Raw genomic sequence first — 25,236 nt, 5'->3', positions numbered from 1 at the left:
TTAAGGGAGGGACAGCCTTTGATTACAACAGAATCTTTGGAGGAAAACCTCCCCGCCGGGCCGTCGGCCATCGCCTTGGGGCTGTTTGACGGGGTCCACCGAGGGCACCAGGCGGTGATTGGGGCAGCAGTTGCCCAAAGGGGGGCGGGTTTGATCCCCTGCGTTTTCACCTTCACCACCATAGGCGGTGCGCCAGAATCCAAACGGGATTTCAGCCTGCTGCAAACCGAGGCCCAGAAGGAAAAAACCCTGGAACGGTTGGGGGTGGAGTGGGTCATCACCCCGGATTTTTCCTGCTTCCGGGGGATGAGTCCTCAGGACTTTGTCACCCAGATCTTGGTGGAGAAGATGAACGCCAAATTTATCGCCTGCGGGGAGGACTTCCACTTTGGGAAGGACGCCGCCGGTTCTGCCCGGGATCTCCAGGAGATCTGCGCCCCCTTGGGCGTAGAGGTCCAGCTGGTCCCCCCGGTGCTGGAGGAAGGGGAGCCCATCAGTTCCACCCGCATCCGCCGGGCGCTGCGGGAAGGGGAGGTGGAGGCGGTGGACCGTCTGTTGGGCCGCCCCTTCGCCATAGAAGGGGAAGTGATCCACGGCCGGCAGCTGGGCCGCGCCATGGGCTGCCCCACCACCAACCAGCGGTTCCCCATAGGGATGACCATCCCAAAATTCGGGGTGTACGCCGTGGTGGTCACCCTGCCCGACGGCAGGCGATACACCGGTGCTGCCAATGTGGGGGTCAAGCCTACGGTGGGCAGCGAGGAAGTTCTCTGTGAGACGCTGCTCAACGGCTTTTCCGGCGACTTGTACGGCCAGAACCTGACGGTGGAGTTCCACCGCTTCATCCGGGGGGAGCAGAAGTTCCCCTCTCTGGAAGAACTGTTTGACACCATCCGGGAAAACGCCCGCCAGGCAGGGGAGATCTGCCGGGAGGCCCTGTAGCTGTTTTTTCCTGCGGGAGCGGGGAAAAGCCTTTACAACACATTCTCAATATGCTATAATCTTTTCTTGATATGACCATTTCTTGGCTTTGTGGAGAAAATGCCTCTTGATGAGGGATCACCCGTCCCGTTGCTATGATTTGAGTCGTAAATTTAATTTGAGGTGATACCAATGCTGCTGAAAGAAGACAAAACCGCAATTATCGAAGCTAACCGCACCAGCGAGAATGACACCGGTTCCCCTGAGGTCCAGATCGCTCTGCTCACCAAGAGAATCAACGACCTGACCGAGCATGTGAAGGTCCACAAAAAGGACCATCATTCCCGCCGCGGCCTGTTGAAGATGGTCGGCCACAGAAGAAACCTGCTCAACTACCTCCAGAAGAAGGACATTGAGCGGTACCGTGCCATCGTCGCTAAACTGGGCCTTCGTAAGTAAGTTTTTGCGCAAAAAGGCAGGTGTTTTGGCACCTGCCTTTCACTGCGTTTAGCAACTGGAATCCGCCGGAATCCATACGGGGGTTTTAGCAGTGAATCGAGGGCTTGAAAGCACAGTCAAGCGCTGGGTTAATTGCTAAAAGCATCCCGGGTGGGGCCGGCCCAATCAACAAGGAGGAAACACCCGCATGTTTGAAAACTACCACGTATTTGAAACCGAGTTCGCCGGCAAAAAGATCAGCTTTGAAACCGGCAAAATGTGCTGCCTGGCCGGCGGTTCCTGCTTGGTCCGCTACGGTGAGACCACGGTGCTGGTCAACGCCACTATGGCGGCCAAACCCCGGGACGGCATCGATTTCTTCCCCCTCTCGGTGGATTTTGAAGAGAAGCTGTACGCCGTGGGCAAGATCCCCGGCTCCTTCTTGAAACGGGAGGGCCGCCCCAGCGAGAAGGCCGTCCTCACCTCCCGGATGGTGGACCGCCCCATCCGCCCCTTCTTCCCCCACGACCTGCGCAACGATGTGTCGGTAGTGATGACCGTTTTGTCGGTCGACCCCGATTACTCCCCTGAGATCGCTGGCCTGATGGGCACCGCCTTCGCCCTGTCCATCTCCGACATCCCGTGGAACGGGCCGGTGGCCGGTGTCAGCGTGGGCCTGGTGGACGATAAGATCGTCCTCAACCCCAACGCTGAGGAGCGGGAGAAATCCACCCTCAACCTGACCGTCGCCGGCACCGCGGAGAAGGTCTGCATGATCGAGTGCGGCGCCAATGAGGTCCCCGAGGACACCATGTTGGAGGCCATCATCACCGGCCACAAGGAAATCCAGAAGATGTGCGCTTTCCTGAAGGATGTGCAGTCTAAGATTGGCAAACCCAAGATCAACTTCGTCTCCCAGGAAGTGCCTGCCGAGATGTTCGAGGCCATTAAGGACTTCGCCATCGACAAGGTAAAGGCCGCCCTGGACACCGACGACAAAAACATCCGCGAGGAGCGCCTAGCTCCCGTTGTGGCGGAGATCCACGAGAAATTCGACGAGGTTTACCCTGAGGAGATCGCCAAGATCGACGAGTGCATCTACAAATTGCAGAAATTCGTCGTCCGCCGCTGGCTCCTGGACGAGGGCAAGCGGGTCGACGGCCGCGGCCTGGATGAGATCCGCCCCTTGGCGGCTGAAGTTGGACTGATCCCCCGCGTCCACGGCTCCGGCCTGTTCACCCGCGGCCAGACCCAGGTGCTGACCATCACCACCCTGGGCCCCATCAGCGACAGCCAGCTGCTGGATGGCATTGACAACGAGGAAACCAAACGGTATATGCACCAGTACAACTTCCCCTCCTACTCGGTGGGTGAGACCCGTCCTTCCAGAGGCCCCGGCCGCCGGGAAATTGGCCACGGCGCCCTGGCGGAGAAGGCTCTGGTGCCGGTGCTCCCCTCGGTGGAGGAGTTCCCCTACGCCCTGCGCGTGGTCTCTGAGGTTCTGTCCTCCAACGGCTCCACCTCCCAAGGTTCTATCTGCGGTTCCACCCTGTCTCTGATGGACGCTGGCGTTCCCCTGAAAGCCCCGGTGGCCGGTATCTCCTGCGGCTTGATCACCGAGGGCGACCGCTGGATGACCATGGTGGATATCCAGGGCCTGGAGGATTTCTTCGGCGACATGGACTTTAAAGTGGGCGGCACCCATAAAGGCATTACCGCCATCCAGGTGGATATCAAAAACGACGGCCTGACCTATGACATCATCAAAGAGGCCTTTGAAAAGACCCGCGCCGCCCGGATCCACATCCTGGACGACATCATGCTCAAAGCCATCCCCGCCCCCAGAGCGGAGCTTTCCAAATACGCGCCCAAGATGCTGACCATCAAGATCCATCCCGATAAGATCCGTGAAGTTATCGGTTCCGGCGGCAAGGTCATCCAGAAGATCAGCGCGGAGTGTGGCGTCAAGATCGACATTGAGGACGACGGCAGCGTCTTTGTCTCCTCCGTTGATATTGAAGGGGCAAAACGGGCCATCCAGATCATCAAGACCATCGCCATGGACCCTGAGGTGGGCGCCATCTACAAGGGCCGTGTCACCCGCCTGATGGCCTTTGGCGCCTTTGTGGAGATCGCCCCTGGCAAGGAGGGCTTGGTTCATATTTCCAAGCTGGATACCAAACGGGTGGAGAAGGTAGAGGATGTAGTCACCGTCGGTGACGAGATCCTGGTCAAGGTCACTGAGATCGATTCCCAGGGCCGGATCAACCTGTCCCGCAAGGATGCGCTGGCTGCCGTGGAAGCCAAACGGAAATCTGAATAATCCCTGTTTTTAAGCGGAGGGCACTGCCCTCCGCTTTTTTGTTTTGTTGAAAAGGGGGAAAACGGGTAGAGAAGAAGACTTAAGCTCGAGAACCTGGACGCGATTATGAAAGAAAAACGGGGAAATACTGTAAAACGAGAAATATTTAACGATAAACATTAAAAATATATTGAAAAACAGTATATTCCTTGTTATACTGAAGGCAGAAACTAGATGGGGGGGATTGGAATGAACCTAAAAATTGAACGCTTTCGCAAATACAGCAAACTGGTGGGCCTGGTGATCAAAGCGGCCAGCATCCTGTTGTGGCTGTCGGTTCTAAGCGGGATGATCGGCCTTTTGTACTGCGCTGTCTCTTCGGAAGAGGATTTCGGGGTGTTCCCGGCCGGGGAGGGGACGGTCTACTATGGCTTAAAGAACAGCTCTACCCGATATGGGCCACTGCCCGCTCCCTTGCCGGATGAGTTTAGCGTCCGAGGGGAAACCCTTTCTGCCATTGTGGTTTCCACCAGCATTAATGGGTTGGCCGCCTACTCCATCCATTGCTTAGTCAAAATTTTCCAGGATGCCGCAGGGGAAGAATATACCCCATTTTCCATCCCGACCGCCAAGCGGCTGAAACGGATGGGCATTTCCACCGCTCTTATTGCACCAGTGTTCAACATCACAAACAGCTATGCCCTGTCGATGATGTACGGCGTCCCCTTTCAGTTGGAAATCACCCTTGGCGGTTCGCCCCGTGGTTATTTTTATCTGTTGCTGCCGTTGATGGGCCTGGCCCTCTATGGGGTGGGGCTGATCTTTGAATACGGGATAGAGTTACAGCTCCAGGCGGACGAGACGTTATAAAGGGGGCGGGGCTATGGCAATTATCCTGCGATTGGACCGTGTGATGGCCGACCGGAAAATTTCTCTCAACCAGTTGGCAGAACAGGTGGGCATCAGCAACGTCAACCTCTCCAATATCAAGACGGGAAAAATCAGCGCCATCCGGTTTTCCACTCTGAACGCCATCTGCCGGGTGCTTGATTGCCAGCCGGGGGATATCCTGGAATATCAGCCCGACGACCCGGAAGAGATGGGCAAATAGTCGGTCCCCTTTTCATGTTTTGTTGGGAAGGGGGAAAAGTGAAATTGGAAGCGGGCTTGTGCGGGCGACCTAGCGGGCGGCAGGATTTGAGCGAGGGTCACCTTGGGCAAAAACCCCTGAGAAAGGGAAAAAATCGGTGGAAACCACCCTTTTGACCCATTGAGGGAACGCCGGGTTTCTGATACAATTAGTAACTAACAAGCCTAAAAATACAGTAAATGAAATTGGAGTTGAGACAGTTTGGACAGTAGCAGTTGGGTCATGTTCGCATCCATCGTGGTGTTGATCCTTCTATCCGCATTCTTTTCCGCTTCGGAAACCGCATTTTCCACCGTCAACAAAATACGCCTGCGCAACTATGTGGACGGCGGCAGCACCAAGGCGCAGCGAGCCTTGGAAATCGCCGAGGACTATGACAATGTCCTTTCCACCATTCTCATCGGCAACAATGTGGTGAACATCGCCTCCACAGCCATCGCCACCATCTTGTTCACAAATTTGTTTGGCGCGTCTGGCGCGGCAATTTCCACAGCAGTGATGACTGTGCTGGTGCTGATTTTTGGTGAGATCCTTCCCAAAAGCTATGCCAAGGAGAACAGCGAAGCCTTGGCTTTGCGCTTTGCTGCCCCTCTGGGCATGCTGATGACGGTGCTAAAACCCTTTGTGTGGTTTTTTGTAAAACTCAAAGGCATGATGGCCCGCTTCACCGGATCGGGGGACAACAGCCCCTCGGTGACCGAGCAGGAACTGAAGGTGATTATCGAAACCATTGAGGGCGAAGGGGTGCTGGAAGAACAGGAGAGCGACCTGGTCCAATCTGCTTTGGAATTTGATGAAATCGATGCCCAGGAGGTTATTACCCCCCGTGTGGATATGATCGCGGTGGACATCGATGACCCCATTGAGGAGACCATCAAAACGGTGATGGAGTCCCGTTACACCCGAATCCCGGTGTACCAGGGCAGCACCGACAACATCATCGGCATCCTCCAGGCCCGCGACCTGCTGGAAAGCATCATCCGGGGCGGGGAGATCGACCTGCGCCGCCTTCTCAGCGACCCCCTCTTTGTACACAAGACCAAGAAGATTTCCACCTTGCTGTCGGATTTTAAACGCAACAAAGTCCACATTGCTGTGGTCACCGATGATTACGGCGGCACCATGGGTATTGTCACCATGGAAGACCTGCTGGAAGAACTGGTGGGCGATATTTGGGATGAAGATGAGGAAGAGGTTCAAGAACTGGTCCAGGTGGGCGAAAACCGCTATGAAGTCACCGGCGACATGAACGTCTATGAGATGTTTGAACAACTGGGGGTGGATGACCGCTCCTTTGACAGCGATTACAACACCATAAGCGGCTGGGCTATGGAGATGCTGGAGCACATCCCCGAAGTGGGGGAGAGCTTCACATATAAAAATCTGACCATCACCGTTTTGGAACAGGAGAACCAGCGGATCATCAAGCTGCTGGTGGAGGTCACCCCGGAAGAGGGGCCTTCTGAGATAGAGCAGGATGGCAAATAGAAATGAAAAAAGAGAGACAGCCGTGTCGGTTGCCTCTCTTTTTGTATATAATATATTTTTTATACTAAAAGTCTAATTTGATGGGATATCCACGGCGGGGGAAGGGCGAAAAAAGCGGATGGGAGAGGGGCGATTGGTTGAGTTTGGGAAAAAACGGTGGTATAATAAAACAGTATATTTCAATGAGATCACCCGTCTTTTTGACGGTACCTATAGGGCTGTCATCGGGATCAACGGCCCCTACAGGAGGAGGAGAAACAATGAGCGATAAAAAGTTTTACATCACCACCCCAATTTATTACCCATCGGATAAACTGCACATCGGCCACAGCTACTGCACCGTGGCCACCGATGTGATGGCCCGGTATAAACGCCTCCAGGGTTATGACGTCATGTTCCTCACTGGAACCGACGAGCACGGCCAGAAGATTGAGGAGAAAGCCAAGGCGGTGGGCAAAACCCCAAAACAGTATGTAGATGACGTGGTGGCCGGCATCCAGGATCTGTGGAAGCTGATGAACATTTCCAACGACCGGTTTATCCGCACCACCGACGATTACCACGAGCTGGCAGTGCAGCGCATCTTTAAAAAGCTGTATGACCAAGGGGACATCTACAAATCCACTTATAAGGGCAAATACTGCACCCCCTGTGAATCCTTCTGGACCGAGAGCCAGCTGGTGGACGGCAAATGCCCCGACTGCGGCCGGGAAGTCCACGACGCCGAAGAGGAAGCCTACTTTTTCCGGCTGTCCAAGTACAGCCAGCGGCTGGTGGAGTACTATGAGGAGCACCCCGACTTCATGGAGCCCCAGTCCCGCCTCAACGAGATGATCAACAACTTCATTAAGCCCGGCCTGGAGGACCTGTGTGTCACCCGGACTTCCTTCAAATGGGGCGTCCCGGTGGACTTTGACCCCGCCCATGTGGTGTACGTCTGGGTGGACGCCCTCTCTAACTACATCACCGCTTTGGGTTACATGAACGACAAATACGATGATTTTGAGAAATACTGGCCCGCAGACGTCCACTTTGTGGGCAAGGAGATCATGCGGTTCCACTCCATCATCTGGCCCGCCCTGCTGATGGCCCTAGACCTGCCCCTGCCCAAAAAGGTGTACGGCCATGGCTGGCTGCTGCTGGAAGGCGGCAAGATGAGCAAATCCAAAGGCAATGTGGTGGATCCGGTCGTCCTCTGCCAGCGGTATGGGGTGGATGCTATCCGCTACTTCCTCCTGCGGGAATTCCCCTTTGGGTCGGATGGTGTGTTCTCCAACGAAGGGCTGATCACCCGCATCAACTCCGATCTGGCCAACGACCTGGGCAACCTGGTTTCCCGCAGCGTTTCGATGATTGAGAAATACTTCGGCGGCACCCTGCCAGAGGAGCGCCAGGCTGATCCCCTGGACGATGAGCTGATCGCCATGGTGGGTGGCCTTCAGGCCAAATATGAGGAGCAGATGGAGAAATACGCTTTCCAGAACGCCCTCATCGAGGTGTTCAAGGTGGTGAGCCGCGCCAACAAATATGTGGACGAGACCGCCCCCTGGGTCCTGGGCCGGGATGAGGCCAACAAGGCCCGCCTTGCCACCGTGCTGTACAACCTGGTGGAGACCATCCGGGTGTGCGCCATCCTGCTGACCCCCTTTATCCCCTCTACCACCCCCAAGATTTTTGAGCAGATCGGCGCTGGGGAGGAGATCAGCCAGTACGCTTCTGCCGGGATCTTTGGCCTGCTGCCAGTCAACGTCACTGTGAAGAAAGGGGAGACTCTGTTCCCTCGCATTGATATGGCGAAAGAACTGGCCGAGCTGGAAGCGGACCGAAAAGCCAAAATGGAGGCCGCTGCAAAGGCTGCTGCTCCCAAGGCAGAGAAGAAAGAGGAGGCCGGGGTGGTTTCCCTCATCGACATCGACGACTTTGCCAAGGTGGAACTGCGGGTGGCCCAGGTGACCGCCTGCGAACCAGTTCCCAAGGCGGATAAGCTGCTGAAACTCCAATTGGATGACGGTATGGGCGGCCGCCAAGTGGTATCTGGCATCGCCAAGTTCTACACCCCAGAAGATTTGATCGGCAAAAAGCTGGTGCTGGTAGCCAACCTGAAGCCCGCCAAACTGCGGGGTGTCCCCTCTGAGGGGATGATCCTGGCGGCCGACTGCGGCGAGGAAATCAAGGTCCTATTTGTGGATGGCGCCATCCCCTGCGGCTCCAAAGTCCGCTAGGAGGGCTGGGGAAATGGTTCATCACATCTTCGACTCCCACGCCCATTATGACGATGAACGGTTTTGCGAGGACAGAGGGGAACTTCTGTCCTTGTTCCCTGCTGCGGGGGTTTGCCGGGTGCTCAACGCCGGCTGCAATTTAGAAGCCAGCCGGGCGGGCATCGCCTTGGGGAGGGAATACCCCTTCCTCTACTCGGCGGTGGGTTGCCACCCAGACGCGGCGGATGAGGTCACCCCTCAAAGCCTTGCCCTCCTGCGGGAACTTGCCGGGGAGGAAAAGGTCAAGGCCATTGGGGAAATTGGCTTGGATTACCACTATGAGGACATCCCCCGCCAGCGGCAGATCCCCGCCTTTGAGGTCCAGCTCCAGCTGGCTGGGGAACTGGATATGCCGGTGATCATCCACTCCCGGGAGGCGGTGGAGGACACCATGCGCCTGCTGAACCAGTACCGGCCCAAAGGGGTGGTCCACTGTTTCTCCGGCTCGGTGGAGACCGCCAAAGAGGTGCTGCGGCTGGGGATGTACATCGGGGTCACCGGGGTCATCACCTTTAAAAACGCCCGCCGCATCCGGGAGGTGGTGGAGTCTGTCCCCCTGGACCGCCTTCTCATTGAAACCGATTGCCCCTACATGGCCCCGGAGCCCTACCGGGGCAAGCGGTGCGATTCCACTATGCTGCCCCGCATGGCCGAGGCCATCGCCGCCATCAAGGGGATCACCGCCCAGGAGGTGGCTGACGCCACCTGCCGCAACGCCTGCCGGCTTTTTGACATCCCTCTGCCGGAGGGTTTGGGCGAATAACTGGAAATACAAATTGTATTATTTAAAACTAAAATTATAAATTTACCTCAGCCGGTCTGAAATTAGATAATATATAACGATAATAGTACATTTTGTATATTTATTTTCTTTGGTCGGCTCCAATTTGTGAAAATCCCCCGTTCTTTCTTTTGGAAAGAACGGGGGATTTTAGCTTAGTGGTGGAACAGGCGGACGCCGGTAAAGGCCATGGCGATGCCGTACTTGTCGCAGGTGGCTATGACGTTGTCATCCCGCACCGAGCCACCGGGCTGGGCGATGTAGGAGACGCCGCTCTTGTGGGCCCGCTCGATGTTGTCCCCAAAGGGGAAGAAGGCGTCGGACCCCAGGGAAACGCCGGTGAGCTGGGAGAGCCAGGCGGCCTTTTCCTCCTTGGTGAAGACGGCCGGTTTTTCGGTGAAGGTATTCTCCCAAATACCGTCGGCCAGCAGGTCCATGTACTCATCGGAGATGTAGACGTCGATGGCGTTGTCCCGGTCGGCGCGGCGGATGCCAGGCCGGAAGGGCAGGGAGAGGACCTTGGGGTTCTGCCGCAGGAACCAGTTGTCCGCCTTGTTGCCAGCCAGGCGGGTGCAGTGGACCCGGGACTGCTGCCCGGCCCCCACGCCGATGGCCTGGCCATCCTTGGCGTAGCAGACCGAATTGGACTGGGTGTACTTGAGGGTGATGAGGGAGACAATCAAATCCCGCCGGGCCTCATCGGGGATCTCCTTGTTCTCGGTGACCAGGTTGGTGAGCAGCTCTGCGGTGATTTTGGCGTCGTTGCGGTGCTGTTCAAAGGTGATTCCGAAAACGTCCTTGCTCTCCACCGGGGCGGGGACATAGCTGGGGTCGATTTGCAGCACTGTGTAGCTGCCTTTGCGTTTGGCTTTGAGGATGGCCAGGGCCTCCTCAGTATAGCCGGGGGCGATGACCCCATCGGAGACCTCCCGGTTGATGAGGGCGGCAGTCTCCTTGTCGCAGACATCCGAGAGGGCGGCGAAGTCCCCGTAAGAGGACATCCGGTCAGCGCCCCTCGCCCGGGCATAGGCGGTGGCTAAGGGGGAGAGGGGCTTGTCGTCCACAAAGTAAATCTTCTTGAGGACATCGCTCATGGGGACGGCCACTGCGGCCCCGGCGGGGCTGACATGTTTAAAGGATGCAGCGGCGGGCAGGCCGGTAGCCTCCTTCAGTTCTTTGACCAGCTGCCAGCTGTTGAGAGCGTCCAGCAGGTTGATGTAACCAGGGCGGCCGTTCAGCACGGTGATGGGCAGGTCCGAGCCATCTTTCATGCGGATTTTGGCCTCCGGTTGGTTGGGGTTGCAACCGTATTTCAGCGCGAGTTCATTCATGGGGGAAATCTCCTTTCAGATGACAAAAAAGCCGGCCATCCGGGCAAAATCGCCCAGACGGTCGGCTCTCTTCAATCCTACTCCCTGTGGGTGCTCCCACATTCCGTCAGTCATAGGACCGGTACAAGGTTTAGTATACACGCCCAGCCTCTGGCTGTCAACCAGTTAGCCGGGGATACCCATGCCGCTGCTGGCGTTGTTGGTAGGCAGGTCGCGGATGGCAACCAAGTTGTAGCCCCCCTTGACTTTTTTCATTACATACAGCATGTATTTGTCAGGGGTGGGCTCGTATTTGGTCCCGGAGAGGTCGCTGGTCCAGGCATTGCCCGGCGGCAGATACCCCACGGTCAGGGTGTAGGTGTCGCCCTTTTTGGAGATTTTCTCCACCTTGGGGGTATAGTATCCAACCTGGGCGGCTATTGGGATCTCATAGACGTTGCTCTCCGTGTTGAGGGTATAGGTGATGTTGAGGTCTCCGAAGGATTTGTGCTCCAGCTTGATGTCGGGGCCGAACAGCTTGGCGCACTCCACGTCCACATCAGAAACCGGCACCATCAGAAGGCCATTGTCGCTGTAGACGTAGCTGTCCCGCTTGTCGCTGTATAAAGCTGACCAGAGGGAATACTGCAAAATGGCAAGGGGATCGGCCTCCGCTGGGGATTCAAAAGGGACTGGGTCAAACATGAGGACGGGAAGCAGCATCCGCTCAAACTTGGCCTTTTCCTTGGAATTGTCCAGGACTTGCTGGGTCAGGTTGATGGACAGCATCCCCACCGTTGCCAGGCCGATGACGGCCAGCACCAGGAAGAGGGCGCCCAGCGGGGCTGCACGGCGGTTTTTTCGCCGCCTGGGCTGGGGCATAGGGGTAGTACTCGACATAACAATTCTCCCGTTTGGCTAACGGATCTGGCCGTCGCCAAAGATGATGTATTTTGTGGTGGTCAATTCCGAAAGGCCCATGGGCCCGCGGGTATGGAGCTTTTGGGTGGAGATGCCAATCTCCGCGCCGAAGCCGAACTCGCCGCCGTCGGTGAACCGGGTGGAGGCGTTGACATACACCGCAGCCGAATCCACCTGAGAGAGGAACTGCTGGCTGTGGGCATAGCTTTCGGTGATGATCGCTTCCGAGTGGTGGGTGGAGTGGCTCTCGATGAAGGAAATGGCCTCATCAATCCCCGAAACCACTTTGACGGCTAGGATATAGTCGTTGTACTCGGTGTAGAAATCCTCTTCGGTGGCGGGCTTGGCGCTGGGAAGGATGGCACAGGTCTCGCTGCACCCGCGGATCTCCACCCCGGCATGGGCGAGGGCTTCGGCCATCTGGGGCAGGAAGGCGGGGGCGATAGCCCGGTGGACCAGCACGTTTTCCACCGCATTGCAGACCGAGGGACGGCTGGTTTTGGCGTTGTCGATGATGCTGGCGGCCATGTCAAAGTTGGCGCTGTCGTCCACAAAGATAAAGCAGTTGCCAGCGCCGGTTTCGATGACTGGGACGGTGGCGTTCTCCACCACCGATTTGATTAGCCCCGCCCCGCCCCGGGGGATGAGGACATCCACATAGCCGTTCAGGCGCATGAGCTGGGCAGCGGATTCCCGGGAGGTGTCCTCCACCAGCAGGATGGCATCCGGGCTGATGCCTGCCCCGGCGATAGCCTGACGCATGATGCCGGCCAAAGCCTTGTTGGAGTGGATAGCCTCCTTACCGCCCCGCAGGATGCAGGCGTTGCCGGATTTAAGGCAGAGGACGGCAGCATCTACCGTTACATTGGGCCGGGATTCAAAGATGATGGCCACCACGCCCAGAGGTACTTTTGTTTTGGAGATGCGAAGGCCGTTGGGCCGGGTAAACCCGGTTTCCACCTTGCCCACCGGGTCTTCCAGCTTCACCACCTGCCGCACCGCATCGGCCATGGAGCGTATGCGGGACTCGGTGAGGGTGAGCCGGTCGATCATCGCCTCGCTGATGCCAGAGGAGCGGGCGGCGGCGATGTCTTTCTGGTTGGCGGAAATGACCATCTCCATATTATCACAAAGGGCGTCTGCAATCGCAAGTAAGGCGTTGTTTTTTGTCGCAGTGGGGGCAATTTTTAAGCCTCGGGAGGCTGCTTTTGCCCGTTTTCCTAGCTGAATCATTTTATGCTTCCTCCTACAAAATGGGTGCCGACCTCTTTGCCCTCCATCAGATCATAGAGCAGGTCGGGGTTTTCCCCTTGTATAATGGCCATATCAATCCCCTTGGAACAGGCGATCTGGGCGGCGTGGATTTTGGTAATCATCCCGCCGGTGCCCCGGTTGGATCCCGCTCCGCCTGCGATGGAGAGGATGGAGTCATCAATGGTTTCCACCCGGCGGATGAGGGTGGCATTTGGATCTTCATGGGGGTTGGCGGTGTAGAGTCCATCAATGTCGCTCATTAGGATAAGGGCATTCGCACCCACCAGGGTGGCCACAATGGCGGAGAGGGTGTCGTTGTCGCCGAATTCAATCTCCTCTACCGCTACGGTATCGTTTTCGTTGACCACCGGGATCACTCCCATCTCCAGCAGCCGGTTAAAGGTGTTGACCACGTTTTCGGTCCGTTTTTCCACCTCCACAATGTCCCGGGTCAGCAAAACCTGGGCAACATTGTGGTTGTATTCGGCAAACAGCTTGTCGTAAAGGTACATCAGCTCGCATTGTCCGACGGCCGCCGCCGCCTGTTTGGAAGGTGTGTCATGAGGTCGCTCTTTCAGGCCCAGCTTGCCGACGCCAACAGCCACCGCGCCGGAGGATACCAGCACAATTTCTTTGCCGCTATTGCGCAGGTCCGCCAAAACTTTGACCAGCTTTTCTACCCGGCGGATGTTGATCATGCCGGTTTCATAGGTCAAAGTGGAGGAACCCACCTTTACTACAATTCGTTTTGCGTCCTGAAAAGATGCCATGTCACACACTTCCTCACAAACTTTCTTACTTTTCCCCAGCCCATACCTTGGCGGGAACAGGGAAGGGAATGGAGTTATTATAGCATATTGCGCAGGAACTTTCATCTATTCCGCCGAAAATTCACCCAAATTTCGCATTTGCATGAGGGAAGGGCGCATAGATGAGGTGCCATTTGGAATCGAGCTGGGGGAGTTTATGGGGGATCTACCGGGATACAAAAAGGCCCTGTGAACCAAGTTCACAGGGCCTTGGGGAGTGGGGTTAGAGGGAAGGCCGGACAGGGGTGCCGGTCTCCGGCAGGGGAACCGAGGTGGGGAGATCGTCTTGGTTCTCCTCCCAATCCTTCCAGCTCTCCTCCTGCATCCGCTGGATCATGCCAAAGAATGGGTTGAGGTCGTCCATGCTGACCTTGCCTTTGGAGATGTCGTCCAGCTTAATGGTGTTGGAAGAATCGCTGGGGAAGGCAATCTCGCCCACCTTGTTGATGTTGGAGAGGGTAGCGCTGTATTTCATTGTCATAGGTGTGTCGTACAGGCTGAATTTCAGCTCGAACTCCGAAGCGGAGAAGAAGCCGTCTTTGCCGATGGTGGACTGGCCCTTCAGGGAGGTGATCTCCATCTTCTCAATCATCTCGCAGTAGCTGTCCATCTGTTCGTCGTAGGCGGTGGCGGCTTCCTCCCGCATAGAGGCCCAATCCTCTTCGGTGAAATCCTCGGCAAAACCGTATTCCTCCCAGGTCTTCTTTTGGGATTGGAAGGATTGTTCAATGGATTTTTCCCGTAATTCCGGATTTTTCAGAATTTTATCCACCAGCACATCAGTGAGGAAGGATTTGGTTGCAGCGCCGTCCAACTCAAAAGAGGCAACGATATCCGACCCCTTTTTGTTGATCTGGAGGGATTCCCCCATCTGCTCGTAAAGGCTCTTGCTCTCCTGGGAGACCAAGTCCTGCAGGGACTTCATCTCTTCAGGATTGTAGATATTGAACAGCTCTGACGGCATTTGGACGTATTTGGCGACGATGGGCATTTTGACAAGGGCATCCTCCCCTTTTTTGTAGAGCTCCATCTTCATGCCGATGTCCATGAGGCTGAAGTCATATTTCACCGCCATGTCATAGGTTTCTAGGCTGACATCGCCTTCCAGCTGGATGTCCATAAAGGTATAAGGGGAGCCTTCATTGTCCATCACCAGGGAAATGGCTGCAACTTCATGGGCGTTTTTGACCTCACTGTTTCGTTCCAAAGCGCTGAAAAACGCATCTTTGGGGTCAGTGGCCTTGCAGCCTGCAAACACCAGCAGCGTGGCAAGCAGCAGTGCAAACGTTTTTTTCATATTGGATTTCCTCCTTGCATCCGAAAATAGGATGGCTGTAAGTAGTGGTGTACTTCTTTCAGTATAGCGGATTCCCTTTGTTTTTACAAGGGAAGGTGCGGAAAAAGTGACAAAATACACTGAGAAATGACGGCTTCTTTTGACAGGGGAATCGAGGCACGGCCCCTCCCATTTTATAGGGAGTTGTGTTACAATGTTTCAAGATCAACTTTGAGAATAGCTTAAAATCGCAATTGGCAAATACCCCGGTTGGAGGGATCTCACCCCAGTCGGCCACCGAAAAGGAGGATATTTTGTGAAAAAGAGCATTGGTATTTTAGGCGGCATGGGCCCTATGGCCACGGCCGACCTGTTTCAAAAGATCGTCGCTTTGACCAAGGCGGATTCGGACAACGATCACATCCGCATTTACATCGACAACAACCCCCAGATCCCCGACCGCACCACAGCGATTTTAAAGGGCGGGGAGGACCCGGTTCCCCAAATGCTGGATGCCCTGCGCCATTTGGAAGCCTGCGGCGCAGACTGCATCGTCATGCCCTGCAATACGGCCCACTACTTTCTGGACCGGCTGCAGCCGGAGACAAAAATCCCCTTTATCAGCATATTGGAGTCTACTGCTAAGGCTTGTGCGGCTGCACACCCAGGGAAGACCGCTTGCATCCTGGCCACCACCGGAACCTTGTGCACCGGGATTTATGAGAAGGCCCTCTCCCAAGAAGGGGTCGCCTATCTGCTTCCGGGCGACCGCCATCGGGAGATTCTCATGGATGGGATCTATCGGATCAAAGCGGGGGAGCGGCTGACCGATCCCGCGCCTTTCCAAGGGATGCTGGAGGATCTGCAGGCTGCCGGGGCGGATTACTTTATCTTGGGGTGCACCGAACTGCCGTTGGCGGTGGAGCAGCTTTCCCTTTCGGGGAGCTTTGTTGACCCCACCTTAGAGCTGGCAAAAGCGGCCATCCGTTTTTGTGGGGGCGAAATCAAATAACACTATCTTCAAAGCTTGTGTTTTCTATAGCCAAATCAGCTGACATTGATAATTTCAATATTTGCTGACAACGGGCCGGAAGGCTGTTATCCTTTTTCCTGTGTGGGACGATTGCCAAATGCAATTTTCTCAACAATTATGTGAAAAAGGAGATTATGTGATGAAGATCAAAAAATGGATAGCCTCTTTGCTGGCCGTATGCGCTCTGGCAGCGGTATTCAGCGGTTGTTCCAACCCTTCCTCTACCCCTTCTGGGAGCAGCTCCAGCACCAGCAGCGAGGGACAAAGCGGGACTGCAGAAGATGAAAACGTCATCCGCGTGGCGACTGCGGGCAGCTACCCCATGTTCACCCAGCTGAAAGAGGATGGCGAGACCCTGGAAGGCATCGACATCGAGGTTTGGGAAGAGATCGGCCGCCGAACCGGCAAAGAGATCGTCTTTGTTGTGGAAAACCTGGACGCTGCCTTTGGCGACATTGATGCGGGCCGCGTGGATTCTGCAGCAAAGCAGATCAGCATCACCCCCACCAGACAGGAAAAATACAACTTCTCCGAACCTTACTTTTTCAGCCCCTATCGGATGGTTGTTCAGGAGTCAAACAACGAAATCACCAAGTTTGAGGACCTCTACGGCAAAAAGATCGCCCTGGAAACAGTGAGCGCAGCCCACGAGTACATCAAGGCACTGGATCCAGAGGGCAAAATTGAGATTTTGACCTTCCCCTCCGACCTGACTATGCTGCAAGAGGTGGAAGCGGGCCGTGTAGACGCCGCCCCCTACGCAGAGCCGGTCTTGGATTACGCGATGAAACAGTCTGGCCTGCACTTGAAACCCATCGGCGATCCCATCTACACCGAAGTCAATGCTTTCCCCTTTGCCAAAACAGAGCGGGGAGACCGCATCCGTGCAGAGGTAGATAAAGCCCTTGCTGAGATGAAAGCAGACGGCACTTTGAGTGAAATCTGCATCAAATGGTGTGGGTTTGACCCCATGCTGTCGGACGCTGCCAAGGAGTATGAAGCAAGCCAGGCAAAATAGTTGCAGCTGAATAAGAAGGCAGGGCAATACAGGTTGTTTCAACTGTATCTGCCCTGCCTTATCTTTGGGGGAGGAAAGTATTTGTGAGCAGTGCATTCAATGTGCAATATTTTGTGAAGGTGTTTCCAAAGATTTTACAATTCTTGCCCACTACCGCTGCTGTGGCTGTTGTGTCATTGCTGGCGGCCCTTGTTTTTGGGATGATTCTGGCCCTTATACGGCGGTTCCGTGTAAAGATGCTCTATCCAATCTCCAATGTATATGTGTCTTTTTTTCGCTCCACCCCCTTTATCGCCCAGATATTTCTTCTTTACTACGGCATGGCCCAGGTGTTTCCCTTTATCCGGGGGATGTCCCGCTTTATGGCGGTCTGCACCATACTCTCCCTGAGCTATGGCGCTTTTATGGGGGAGAATATCCGGGCGGCCCTCAGTTCGGTGGACCGAGGGCAGTATGAAGCCGCCTTATCCATCGGCTTGACATTTTCCCAATCGATGCGCCGGGTTATTGTTCCCCAGGCCGCTCGTGTGGCGGTTCCCAGCTTGATGAACTCGTTTATCGACCTATTTAAAGCCACTTCTTTGTGTTACACCATTGGCCTGCGGGATATGATGGGAGGAGCAACGATGGAGATCAATTTCTCCTACCGCTATCTGGAGTGCTACACCGCTGTAATTGTTATATATTGGAGCATTATTGTGCTGCTGACTGCATTGCAGGGGAAGCTTGAACACCATTTAAACCAAGCGTATTAGCCACGGGCAGAAGAGAAACCATAAAACTAAAAAACCCCCTCTACGGAGGGGGTTTTTTAATAGCAGTTTACTTTACTGTTTCAGGGGTGATGGTGTCATATTTCTCCCAGGTTTCCACAGTGAGACTGTCGTAGACCTCCTCCAGGAGAGGGGTAATTTTTTCATCCATCATCGACTGGCGGTAGGTGTCCTTGTTCTCGGCGATGTACTCGTCAGTAATGGGAAGGCGGAGCAGAACATGATAGCCGTAGGTGGTTTCCACCACATCGCTGATGCCGTTTTCCGCCAGTTCAAAGGCAGCGGTTTCGAACTCTTCCACCATTTCCCCTTTGGTGAAGACGTAGCCGTCGGGGTAAACCTCGGTGCCGGGGTCCTGGCCGTACTGTTTGATCAGCTCGTCAAAATCTGCGCCGTTTTTGGCCTGGGCCAAAACGTTCTGTGCCTTTTGCTTGGCCGCCGCATTCTCTGCCGCGTCGCCGGTTTCGCTCTTGTTGATGAGCACATGCTTGGCCCGGACATAGTTGCCCAGGATATAATCGGTCACATCCTGGTCGGTGATCTCCTCGCTGCCACCGGGGCCGTAGAGGGCTTCCTCGGTCTTGGTCAGCAGGATATCATCCCCGATAAACTCCCGCAGCAGGGGCTCGGTCAGGTACATACTGGTGAGCGCTTCCTGGTAGCCCTCCTCACCGCCGGCGCTCTCCTTGTTGGAGGCGAGGCGCTCGTCAATGGTTTTTTGATCCTCATCATCCAGGGAGACATTGTTGTCTGCGGCCAGTTTGCGGATGGCCCGGCTCTGGCGGATCATGCTCTCGGAGGTGGCTTTGAGGTTGTCAGCCATCTCAGGGACTGTCTCCCAGATATCGGAGCCCATGTACATCTCCGCTTGGGCTTTGGTGTTGAGGTAATAATAGCGATACTCTTCCATAGAGATTTTCTCGTCCCCAATTTTCAGGACATAGGGGACTGCGACCTCTTTGCCATCCACCACCAGGTAGGGGGAGGTCTTCTGCTGGCAGCCGGCGAACAGGGAAAGGGCCACGGCGCTGGCCACAAGAGCGGTTACAATCTTTTTTGTTCCATTCATCGAAAAGGGTTCTCCTATCTTTTGTTGTAGAAAGATGCCGGAGGAAACCGGCGCTATAGAAAGTATTGTACCGCACTGGGCTGGTTCAATCAAGGGAGAGGGGGAAAATTCAAAAAACCGACACATTTTCTCCGGTCAGATTTTTCCAGCAAAAAACGAGGGGAGGCCCTTGACAAGAAAAAATGATAGTGATATATTTATATCATAAAGTGATAAATAAATCACTAATGAAAGGAGCGGTTCTTATGACAAACAATCGGCACCGCAGACAGTTTCTGCTTGGATTTTTGGGATTTCTTGGGTTTTTGGGAATCCGGTATTTCACCACCCATGAACTCTCTGACCTATTCTGGTTCTCCTGGCTGGCTTTTTTCGGGTACTTCCCAGTGGCCAAGGTGACTAGGGAAACCCCGGACGAGCGCTACTGGGAGAACGCCGCCAAAGCGCGGAATGTGGCCTTTTTCATTCCTCTGCTGGCGCTGTTTATCATCGGGTTCTCCGGCGGATTCCCCTTTGGCACAAGGGAGTTTATGGTGATTGCCAGCGCCTTGGGCTGGGCGGGGACGCTGCTGGCCTACTCCGGCGCCCTCTACTACTACGAGACCCGCTAGGAGGGAGCCGACATGCCTGACTTCGAGAGCAATTTAAAGAAATACCGGCAGCTGGCGGGCCTCACCCAGGAAGAGCTGGCCCAGCGGGTTGGGGTCCGGCGGGAGACCATCGTCCGGCTGGAGGTGGCAAAATACAACCCCTCCCTCAAGCTGGCAGTGGACATCAGCCGGGCGGTGGGCGCCCCCATTGAAGAGATTTTTGTGTTTGAATCCTAAGAGGTACTGCGGGAACGGCCCTCTCGTAGGGCGCTTATGAGAATGGAGCTGATACAATGACAAAACAGTAGAGCCAATACACCAGGACGATTTCCCCCAAGCTGGGCATATTGGGCATACTTGGATTCGTGGGGGTTGCAGGGTTCCTCCCCAAAATCTACCATATTACTGAAATTTTGCCCACGCCGACCTTCTTCTTTTTCTTTGCTTTTTTCGGGTTTTTTGGCTTTTATTATGAGGGAAAAATGTCCCACACCCTGATGGACGAACGCTTCCAGGCAAACGCCTACCGCGCCATGGCCATCGCCAACAAATTTGCCTTGACACTTATTTTGGCAGCGGCAATTTTGTCCATGTCGGTGCTCCGGCTGGAAGCCTATGACATGCTGGCGCTCCTCATTGCAGTGCTGGGGCTGGCATTTGGCCTTTCGACATTCCTACAGCAGTATCTGCTGTACCGGTTTGAGAATGAGGAGTAACCCCATCCAGCTGTTTGGAAGCAAAAGAGAATCAGAGGCGGCGCGCCCCATAAAAAAAGAGGAATCCCACTTGGGATTCCTCTTTTTGGGTAAGTCCTGCGCCCATAGCGGGGAGGGCTGGGTTACTGGATGGTGATGAGCAGTTCGCCGGCTTTGACCGACTGGCCTTCTTTGACCAGGATTTCCTTGACGGTGCCGCCCATCCGGGCACAGACACTGGTCTCCATCTTCATGGCCTCGATGATGGCGAGGACTTGGTTTTCCTCGACTTTGTCGCCGGGTTTGACCAGGACCTTGCTCACCGCACCGGGGATGCTGGACCCCACTTGGGATTGGTCAGAGAGGTCGGCCAAGCGGACATGTTCCTGGGCGGCGGGAGCGGTTTTGTCCTCCACGGCGATATCCCGGCGGGCGCCGTTGAGCTCGAATTGGAGGAACCGGGTGCCGTCGGCGTTGAGTTCGCCAGGCCCGATGTATTTGATGATCAGGGTCTTGCCGTCCTCAATGGCCAGCTCGGTGGTTTCGCCCCGGGTCAGTCCGCCGAAGAAGGCGGGGGTGGTCATCCGGCTGATGTCGCCGTAGGTCTCCCGGTAGCGCAGGAAGTCCTCCATCACTTTGGGATACAGGCAGTAACCAATGATATCCCGGTTGGTGGGGTTCGGGTAGAACTCCTCCAGCTTGGCACGGATGGCTTCAAAATCCGCGGGAGGAAGGAGTTCGCCGGGGCGGCAGGTGATGGGTTCCTCCCCTTTGAGGACCACCTCCTGGAGCTCCTTGGGGAAGCCGCCTTGGGGCTGGCCGATCATCCCTTTAAAGTAGCCGATGACCGAATCGGGGAAGGTCAAATCCCTGCCCCGCTCCAGGATGTTCTCCGGGGTCAGGCCGTTCTGCACCATAAAGATGGCCAGGTCACCCACCATTTTGGAGGAGGGGGTCACCTTGATCAGGTTGCCCAGCAGGAGGTTGGCAGTGCGGAACATCTCCTTGACCTCATCGAACCGGTGGCCCAGGCCCAGGCTCTCCACCTGAGGTTTTAAGTTGGTGTACTGGCCGCCGGGGATTTCGTAGCGGTAAATCTCCGTCTCCGGGGTGTGGATATCCGCTTCAAATTCCTGGTAGAATTTGCGGACATCAGCCCAGTAGTTGGATAGTTTTTGCAGTTCTGCCGGGTCGAAGCCGGTGTCCCGCTCGCCATTTTGCAGGGCGTATACCAGGGAGTTCATCGACGGCTGGCTGGTCAGGGAGGAGAGGGAGGAAATGGCGGTGTCCACAATGTCCACCCCGGCCTCGGCGGCCAGCAATAGGGCGGCGATCTGGTTGCCGCTGGTGTCGTGGGTGTGCAGGTGGATGGGCAGGCCCACCTCCTCCTTTAAGGTTTTGACCAGCTTCTTGGCGGCGTAGGGCTTGAGGAGACCGCCCATGTCTTTGATACACAGGATGTGGGCGCCCCGCTTCTCCAGCTCCTTGGCCAGGTTTACATAGTATTGGAGGGGGTATTTATCCTCTTTGGGGTCGAGGATGTCACCGGTGTAGCAGATGGAAGCCTCGGCCACTTTGCCTGCGGCGGCTACTTCTTCCAGGGTCAGCTCCATGCCGGGAATCCAGTTGAGGGCGTCGAACACCCGGAAGATGTCAATGCCGCTTCTTGCCGCCTCCCGGATGAATTCCTTGATGACGTTGTCCGGGTAGTTGGTGTAGCCCACGGCGTTTGCGCCCCGAATCAGCATCTGGAAAGGGATGTTGGGGATGCGGCGCCGCAGCTCATCCAGCCGTTCCCAGGGGGATTCGTGGAGGAACCGGTAGGCCACGTCGAAGGTGGCGCCGCCCCACATCTCCAAAGAGAAGGCGCCGTTTAAAATGTGGCTGGTGGCGTCTGCGATGGTAATCAGATCCCGGGAGCGGACCCGGGTGGCCAGCAGAGACTGGTGGGCGTCCCGCAAGGTGGTGTCGGTGATCAGCAGCTTCTTCTGGCTGAGGATCCAATCCTTGAGACCCTCGGGGCCGTGCTGGTCCAGGTACTGTTTCAGGCCGGTAGGGCGGGGGACGTCGGTGAAATCCGGCACCCGTGGGGCTTCATAGGTGCGTTCCGGGGCCTCCGGGTTTTGGATGATGATGTTGCCCAGGTATTTGAGCACCTTGGTGGCCCGGTCCTTGGACTCGGTGGTGGCGAACAGCTCAGGGGTGTCATCGATGAACTTGGTGTGGCACCGGCCGGACAAGAACACCGGGTGGGTTAGGATGTTGTTGAGGAAGGACATGTTGGTTTTGACGCCCCGGATGCGGATTTCCGCAATGGCCCGGAGCATCTTGCGGGCGGTGCCTTCAAAGGTGTTGTCGAAGGTGGTGATCTTGACCAGGAGGCTGTCGTAGTAAGGGGTGATCTCTGCCCCAGTGAAGGCGTTGCCCGCATCCAGACGGACGCCGAAGCCTCCGCCGGAACGGTAAGTGGTGATCTTGCCGGTGTCCGGGGCGAAATTGTTGCGGGGGTCCTCGGTGGTGATCCGGCACTGGATGGCGTAACCTCGCTGGCTCACCGCCTCCTGGCTGGGGATGCCGATGGATGGGTCGGAGAGGGGCAGGCCCTGAGCAATGTTGATCTGGGCCTTGACAATGTCAATGCCGGTGACCATCTCGGTGACGGTGTGCTCCACCTGGATGCGGGGGTTCATCTCAATAAAGTAGTGACGGCCGTCGGCAGCCACCAGGAATTCCACTGTGCCGGCGTTGACATAGCCGGCCTCCCGAGCGATCTTCACCGCATCAGAGTGGATTTCCCGCCGCAGCTCCTCGGGCAGGGTGAAGGCGGGGGTGAACTCCACCACCTTCTGGTAGCGGCGCTGGACTGAACAGTCCCGCTCATACAAGTGGACGATGTTGCCGTATTGGTCGGCGAGGATCTGCACTTCGATGTGTTTGGGATTTTCCAGGTATTTTTCCAGGAAGATGTCCTCGCTGCCGAAGGCTTTGCGGGACTCGTTTTTCACCAGCTGGAAGGCGTCGGCCAGCTCCTGGGGGGTGTTTGCCCGCCGCATGCCCCGGCCGCCGCCGCCGGCAGAAGCCTTCAAGATCACAGGATAGCCGTACTCGGAGGCCTTCTGTAGGGCATCCTCCAGAGAGGCCAGGGGTTCGGTAGTGCCAGGGATAGTGGGGACGCCGCAGCGAAGGGCGATCTCTTTGGCGCTCAATTTGTCGCCCATGCTGGCCAGCACCGAGGAGGGTGGACCGATGAAGATGAGGCCGGCCTCTTCACAGGCGCGGGCGAAGTCAGCGTTCTCCGACAGGAAACCGTAGCCGGGGTGGATGGCGTCCACCCCCTTGCGCTTGGCTAATCGGATGATCTCATCGATGGCTAGGTAGGCGCCCAGGGGGCTTTTGGTCTCTCCGATTAAGTAGGATTCATCCGCTTTGGTGCGGAACAGGTTGTATTTATCCTCTTTGGAGTAGATGGCCACGGTGGAGAGGCCCAGGTCATAACAGGCGCGGAACACCCGGATGGCGATTTCACCCCGGTTGGCCACAAGAACTTTTTTGATTTGTTTTTGCATGAAAATCACCTCAAAAAATCAAAATACAGGAAAAATAAGTGAAAAAAAGAAAAAGAGGAATAAAATTTGAAATTTTGAATCTATTAAATTTCATTTTTCTCATTCTATCACGATCGGGTGAAAAAAGATACCCCTTTTTTTACTAGAGAAAAAAATTATCTAAATTCACCGAAGTTTTTGATAAATCACCGCTGATTTTGGCTTATTTTCCTTTTGAGGACAAGATTTCTCCATTTTTTTGCCGGAAGCGGCAGGATGGGAACTACCGGGCAGTACTTCCAGAGGAGACGGTTGTTCTTGTTTGGAAAATCCGTGGGGAATTGCACAAAATTCCTCCTAGTGATTTTGCAGGGGCGGTCCGTTGCAATGCCGCGCTGGGGCTGGTATACTGGAGAAAAGGAAAATCTTGCAAGCGCGCAGCCGGCGCCACCGCCGGAGGAAAGGAGCTTTTATGCAGGTCAATGAAAAACGCCTTTTGGATAGGCTGCTGGAGATGATCGCCATCGACAGCGTATCCTATGAAGAGAAGCCCATGTCGGATTTTTTGGAAACCTACTTTAAAAATAAGGGGCTGGAGGTCTACCGGGACCAGGCCGGTGAAAAATTCGGCGGCAACGGCAGCAACATCTTGGTCCACATCCCCGGCACTATGGAAGGGGAGGCGATCTGCTTCAATGCCCACCAAGATACGGTGGAACCCGGCCGCGGCATTAAGCCGGTGGTCAAAGACGGCTACCTGGTCTCCAGCGGGGACACCATTTTGGCCGCTGACGACAAAGCTGGCATCGCCACCATTATGGAGGCTTACGACTACGTCAAGGAAAACAACATCCCCCACCGGGAGATGTACTTCCTCTTTACCATTTGTGAAGAGCTGAACATGATGGGCATTAAAAACTTTGATTTCTCTAAACTGCCCACGAAAAATATCTACGTCATCGATTCTGCCGGCTCCCCTGGTGTCATGACCATGAAGAACCCCGCTAAGGTGGGGATAGTGGCCACCTTCACCGGCAAAAAGGCCCATGCGGGCATCGAGCCGGAAAAAGGCGTCAACGCTTGCTGCGCCATGGCCAAAGCCATCGCCGGGGTGCACTTCGGTCGGATCGACCCGGAGACCACCTCCAATGTGGGCCGGGTGGAAGGCGGCGGACAGACCAATGTGGTCTCGGACAGCGCTTTCTTTACTGCGGAAATCCGCTCCCACAGCGCCGAAACCCTGGAGGCGGAGATTGAGAAGGTCCGCAAATCCTGTGAGGAGGCCGCCGCTGCATTCGGCGCCCAGGTGGATGTCCAGGTCAGCTACGACTACCCCACCAAGAAGCTGGACCCGGAATCTTTTGTGTACAAACAGTGCTATGCCGCTTATGTGAAAGAGGGGATCACCCCCAAACAGATCATCGGCGGAGGCGGCGGAGATTCCAATATCATGGCGGGACATGGCTATATGGCCTGTGGACTGGCCTGCGGCATGACCGACGTCCACAGCTCCAAAGAGAAGCTGAACTTGGCGGAGTTTGCCCAGACGGTGCGGATTGTCGTCACCTTGATGACCGAATAAAAACACTGCTTCTGAAAGGG

General features: G+C 55.7%; 22 protein-coding genes and 1 riboswitch. Of the genes, 15 read left to right on the top strand and 7 right to left on the bottom strand.

Annotated features, from left to right (window positions below):
• The first annotated feature begins 18 nt into the window (after positions 1-18).
• The 8 genes from ribF to RDQ42_RS00975 all read left to right on the top strand — a co-directional run bounded on the left by ribF (position 19) and on the right by RDQ42_RS00975 (position 9,323).
• Positions 19-942 carry a riboflavin biosynthesis protein RibF gene (gene ribF / locus RDQ42_RS01010; protein WP_308588103.1) on the top strand — a complete coding sequence of 308 codons (924 nt, stop codon included), beginning with the start codon at positions 19-21 and terminating at the stop codon, positions 940-942.
• 171 nt (positions 943-1,113) lie between these two features.
• Positions 1,114-1,380 carry a 30S ribosomal protein S15 gene (gene rpsO / locus RDQ42_RS01005; RefSeq protein WP_054331824.1) on the top strand — a complete coding sequence of 89 codons (267 nt, stop codon included), beginning with the start codon at positions 1,114-1,116 and terminating at the stop codon, positions 1,378-1,380.
• 187 nt (positions 1,381-1,567) lie between these two features.
• On the top strand, positions 1,568-3,682 hold the full coding sequence (locus RDQ42_RS01000; RefSeq protein WP_308588101.1) for a polyribonucleotide nucleotidyltransferase: 2,115 nt from the start codon (positions 1,568-1,570) through the stop codon (positions 3,680-3,682).
• A gap of 228 nt (positions 3,683-3,910) precedes the next feature.
• Positions 3,911-4,531: a hypothetical protein gene (locus RDQ42_RS00995; RefSeq protein ID WP_054331825.1), complete on the top strand. Its 621-nt coding sequence runs from the start codon at positions 3,911-3,913 to the stop codon at positions 4,529-4,531.
• Between the two features lie 13 nt (positions 4,532-4,544).
• Positions 4,545-4,772 (top strand): helix-turn-helix transcriptional regulator, encoded by a 228-nt coding sequence (locus RDQ42_RS00990; protein ID WP_054331826.1) that lies wholly within the window; start codon positions 4,545-4,547, stop codon positions 4,770-4,772.
• 240 nt (positions 4,773-5,012) lie between these two features.
• Positions 5,013-6,299, top strand: a complete 1,287-nt coding sequence (locus RDQ42_RS00985; RefSeq protein WP_054331827.1) for a hemolysin family protein — start codon at positions 5,013-5,015, stop codon at positions 6,297-6,299.
• 260 nt (positions 6,300-6,559) lie between these two features.
• Entirely contained in the window at positions 6,560-8,521 is a 1,962-nt protein-coding gene (gene metG / locus RDQ42_RS00980) for a methionine--tRNA ligase (protein ID WP_195254294.1), read from the top strand.
• A gap of 13 nt (positions 8,522-8,534) precedes the next feature.
• Positions 8,535-9,323, top strand: coding sequence for a TatD family hydrolase (locus RDQ42_RS00975; protein ID WP_308588098.1), 789 nt, complete (start codon positions 8,535-8,537; stop codon positions 9,321-9,323).
• A gap of 173 nt (positions 9,324-9,496) precedes the next feature.
• Here RDQ42_RS00975 and RDQ42_RS00970 read toward each other — a convergent pair whose 3' ends face one another.
• The 5 genes from RDQ42_RS00970 to RDQ42_RS00950 form a co-directional block, all read right to left on the bottom strand.
• Complete coding sequence (locus RDQ42_RS00970; RefSeq protein ID WP_308588096.1) at positions 9,497-10,672, bottom strand: phosphoribosylaminoimidazolecarboxamide formyltransferase; 1,176 nt, start codon at positions 10,670-10,672, stop codon at positions 9,497-9,499.
• Between the two features lie 44 nt (positions 10,673-10,716).
• Positions 10,717-10,796, bottom strand: a riboswitch (ZMP/ZTP riboswitch).
• A gap of 41 nt (positions 10,797-10,837) precedes the next feature.
• Complete coding sequence (locus RDQ42_RS00965; RefSeq protein WP_143117213.1) at positions 10,838-11,551, bottom strand: hypothetical protein; 714 nt, start codon at positions 11,549-11,551, stop codon at positions 10,838-10,840.
• Between the two features lie 18 nt (positions 11,552-11,569).
• The gene (locus tag RDQ42_RS00960; protein WP_231358193.1) at positions 11,570-12,805 is read right to left on the bottom strand and encodes a glutamate-5-semialdehyde dehydrogenase; all 1,236 of its coding nucleotides are present in this window, start codon (positions 12,803-12,805) and stop codon (positions 11,570-11,572) included.
• On the bottom strand, positions 12,802-13,596 hold the full coding sequence (gene proB, locus RDQ42_RS00955) for a glutamate 5-kinase (protein ID WP_231358194.1): 795 nt from the start codon (positions 13,594-13,596) through the stop codon (positions 12,802-12,804). The genes RDQ42_RS00960 and proB overlap by 4 nt, the downstream gene beginning before the upstream one ends.
• Positions 13,597-13,858: 262 nt before the next feature.
• Positions 13,859-14,932 (bottom strand): DUF6612 family protein, encoded by a 1,074-nt coding sequence (locus tag RDQ42_RS00950; protein WP_231358195.1) that lies wholly within the window; start codon positions 14,930-14,932, stop codon positions 13,859-13,861.
• Between the two features lie 295 nt (positions 14,933-15,227).
• On the opposite strand from RDQ42_RS00950, the gene RDQ42_RS00945 reads away from it, so the two are divergent.
• From RDQ42_RS00945 to RDQ42_RS00935, 3 genes are all read left to right on the top strand, one after another.
• Entirely contained in the window at positions 15,228-15,923 is a 696-nt protein-coding gene (locus RDQ42_RS00945; protein WP_231358196.1) for an aspartate/glutamate racemase family protein, read from the top strand.
• A 160-nt stretch (positions 15,924-16,083) separates the two neighbouring features.
• Positions 16,084-16,962, top strand: a complete 879-nt coding sequence (locus RDQ42_RS00940; protein WP_054332488.1) for a transporter substrate-binding domain-containing protein — start codon at positions 16,084-16,086, stop codon at positions 16,960-16,962.
• An 83-nt stretch (positions 16,963-17,045) separates the two neighbouring features.
• Positions 17,046-17,717, top strand: a complete 672-nt coding sequence (locus RDQ42_RS00935) for an amino acid ABC transporter permease (protein ID WP_071428053.1) — start codon at positions 17,046-17,048, stop codon at positions 17,715-17,717.
• Positions 17,718-17,784: 67 nt separating this feature from the next.
• On the opposite strand, the gene RDQ42_RS00930 is transcribed toward RDQ42_RS00935, so the two are convergent.
• A complete protein-coding gene (locus RDQ42_RS00930; RefSeq protein ID WP_231358197.1) occupies positions 17,785-18,804 on the bottom strand; it encodes a peptidylprolyl isomerase in 1,020 nt (339 codons plus the stop codon).
• A gap of 245 nt (positions 18,805-19,049) precedes the next feature.
• Between RDQ42_RS00930 and RDQ42_RS00925 the strand changes: the two genes are divergently transcribed.
• From RDQ42_RS00925 to RDQ42_RS00915, 3 genes are all read left to right on the top strand, one after another.
• Positions 19,050-19,415: a DUF3796 domain-containing protein gene (locus RDQ42_RS00925; protein ID WP_054332490.1), complete on the top strand. Its 366-nt coding sequence runs from the start codon at positions 19,050-19,052 to the stop codon at positions 19,413-19,415.
• Between the two features lie 12 nt (positions 19,416-19,427).
• A complete protein-coding gene (locus RDQ42_RS00920) occupies positions 19,428-19,631 on the top strand; it encodes a helix-turn-helix transcriptional regulator (RefSeq protein ID WP_054332491.1) in 204 nt (67 codons plus the stop codon).
• A gap of 110 nt (positions 19,632-19,741) precedes the next feature.
• Positions 19,742-20,110 (top strand): DUF3796 domain-containing protein, encoded by a 369-nt coding sequence (locus RDQ42_RS00915; protein ID WP_269215248.1) that lies wholly within the window; start codon positions 19,742-19,744, stop codon positions 20,108-20,110.
• Between the two features lie 122 nt (positions 20,111-20,232).
• On the opposite strand, the gene RDQ42_RS00910 is transcribed toward RDQ42_RS00915, so the two are convergent.
• The gene (locus RDQ42_RS00910) at positions 20,233-23,655 is read right to left on the bottom strand and encodes a pyruvate carboxylase (protein WP_308588092.1); all 3,423 of its coding nucleotides are present in this window, start codon (positions 23,653-23,655) and stop codon (positions 20,233-20,235) included.
• Positions 23,656-24,106: 451 nt separating this feature from the next.
• Here RDQ42_RS00910 and RDQ42_RS00905 point away from each other — a divergent pair, with 451 nt between their 5' ends.
• A complete protein-coding gene (locus RDQ42_RS00905) occupies positions 24,107-25,216 on the top strand; it encodes a M20/M25/M40 family metallo-hydrolase (protein ID WP_071428057.1) in 1,110 nt (369 codons plus the stop codon).
• The last annotated feature ends 20 nt before the right edge of the window (positions 25,217-25,236 follow it).

This window comes from uncultured Merdimmobilis sp. (genome assembly GCF_902471145.1).
Lineage (GTDB): Bacteria > Bacillota > Clostridia > Oscillospirales > Ruminococcaceae > Merdimmobilis > Merdimmobilis hominis.
Note: the sequence above shows the minus strand (reverse complement) of the source record. Positions and strands in the feature narration are given on the sequence as shown.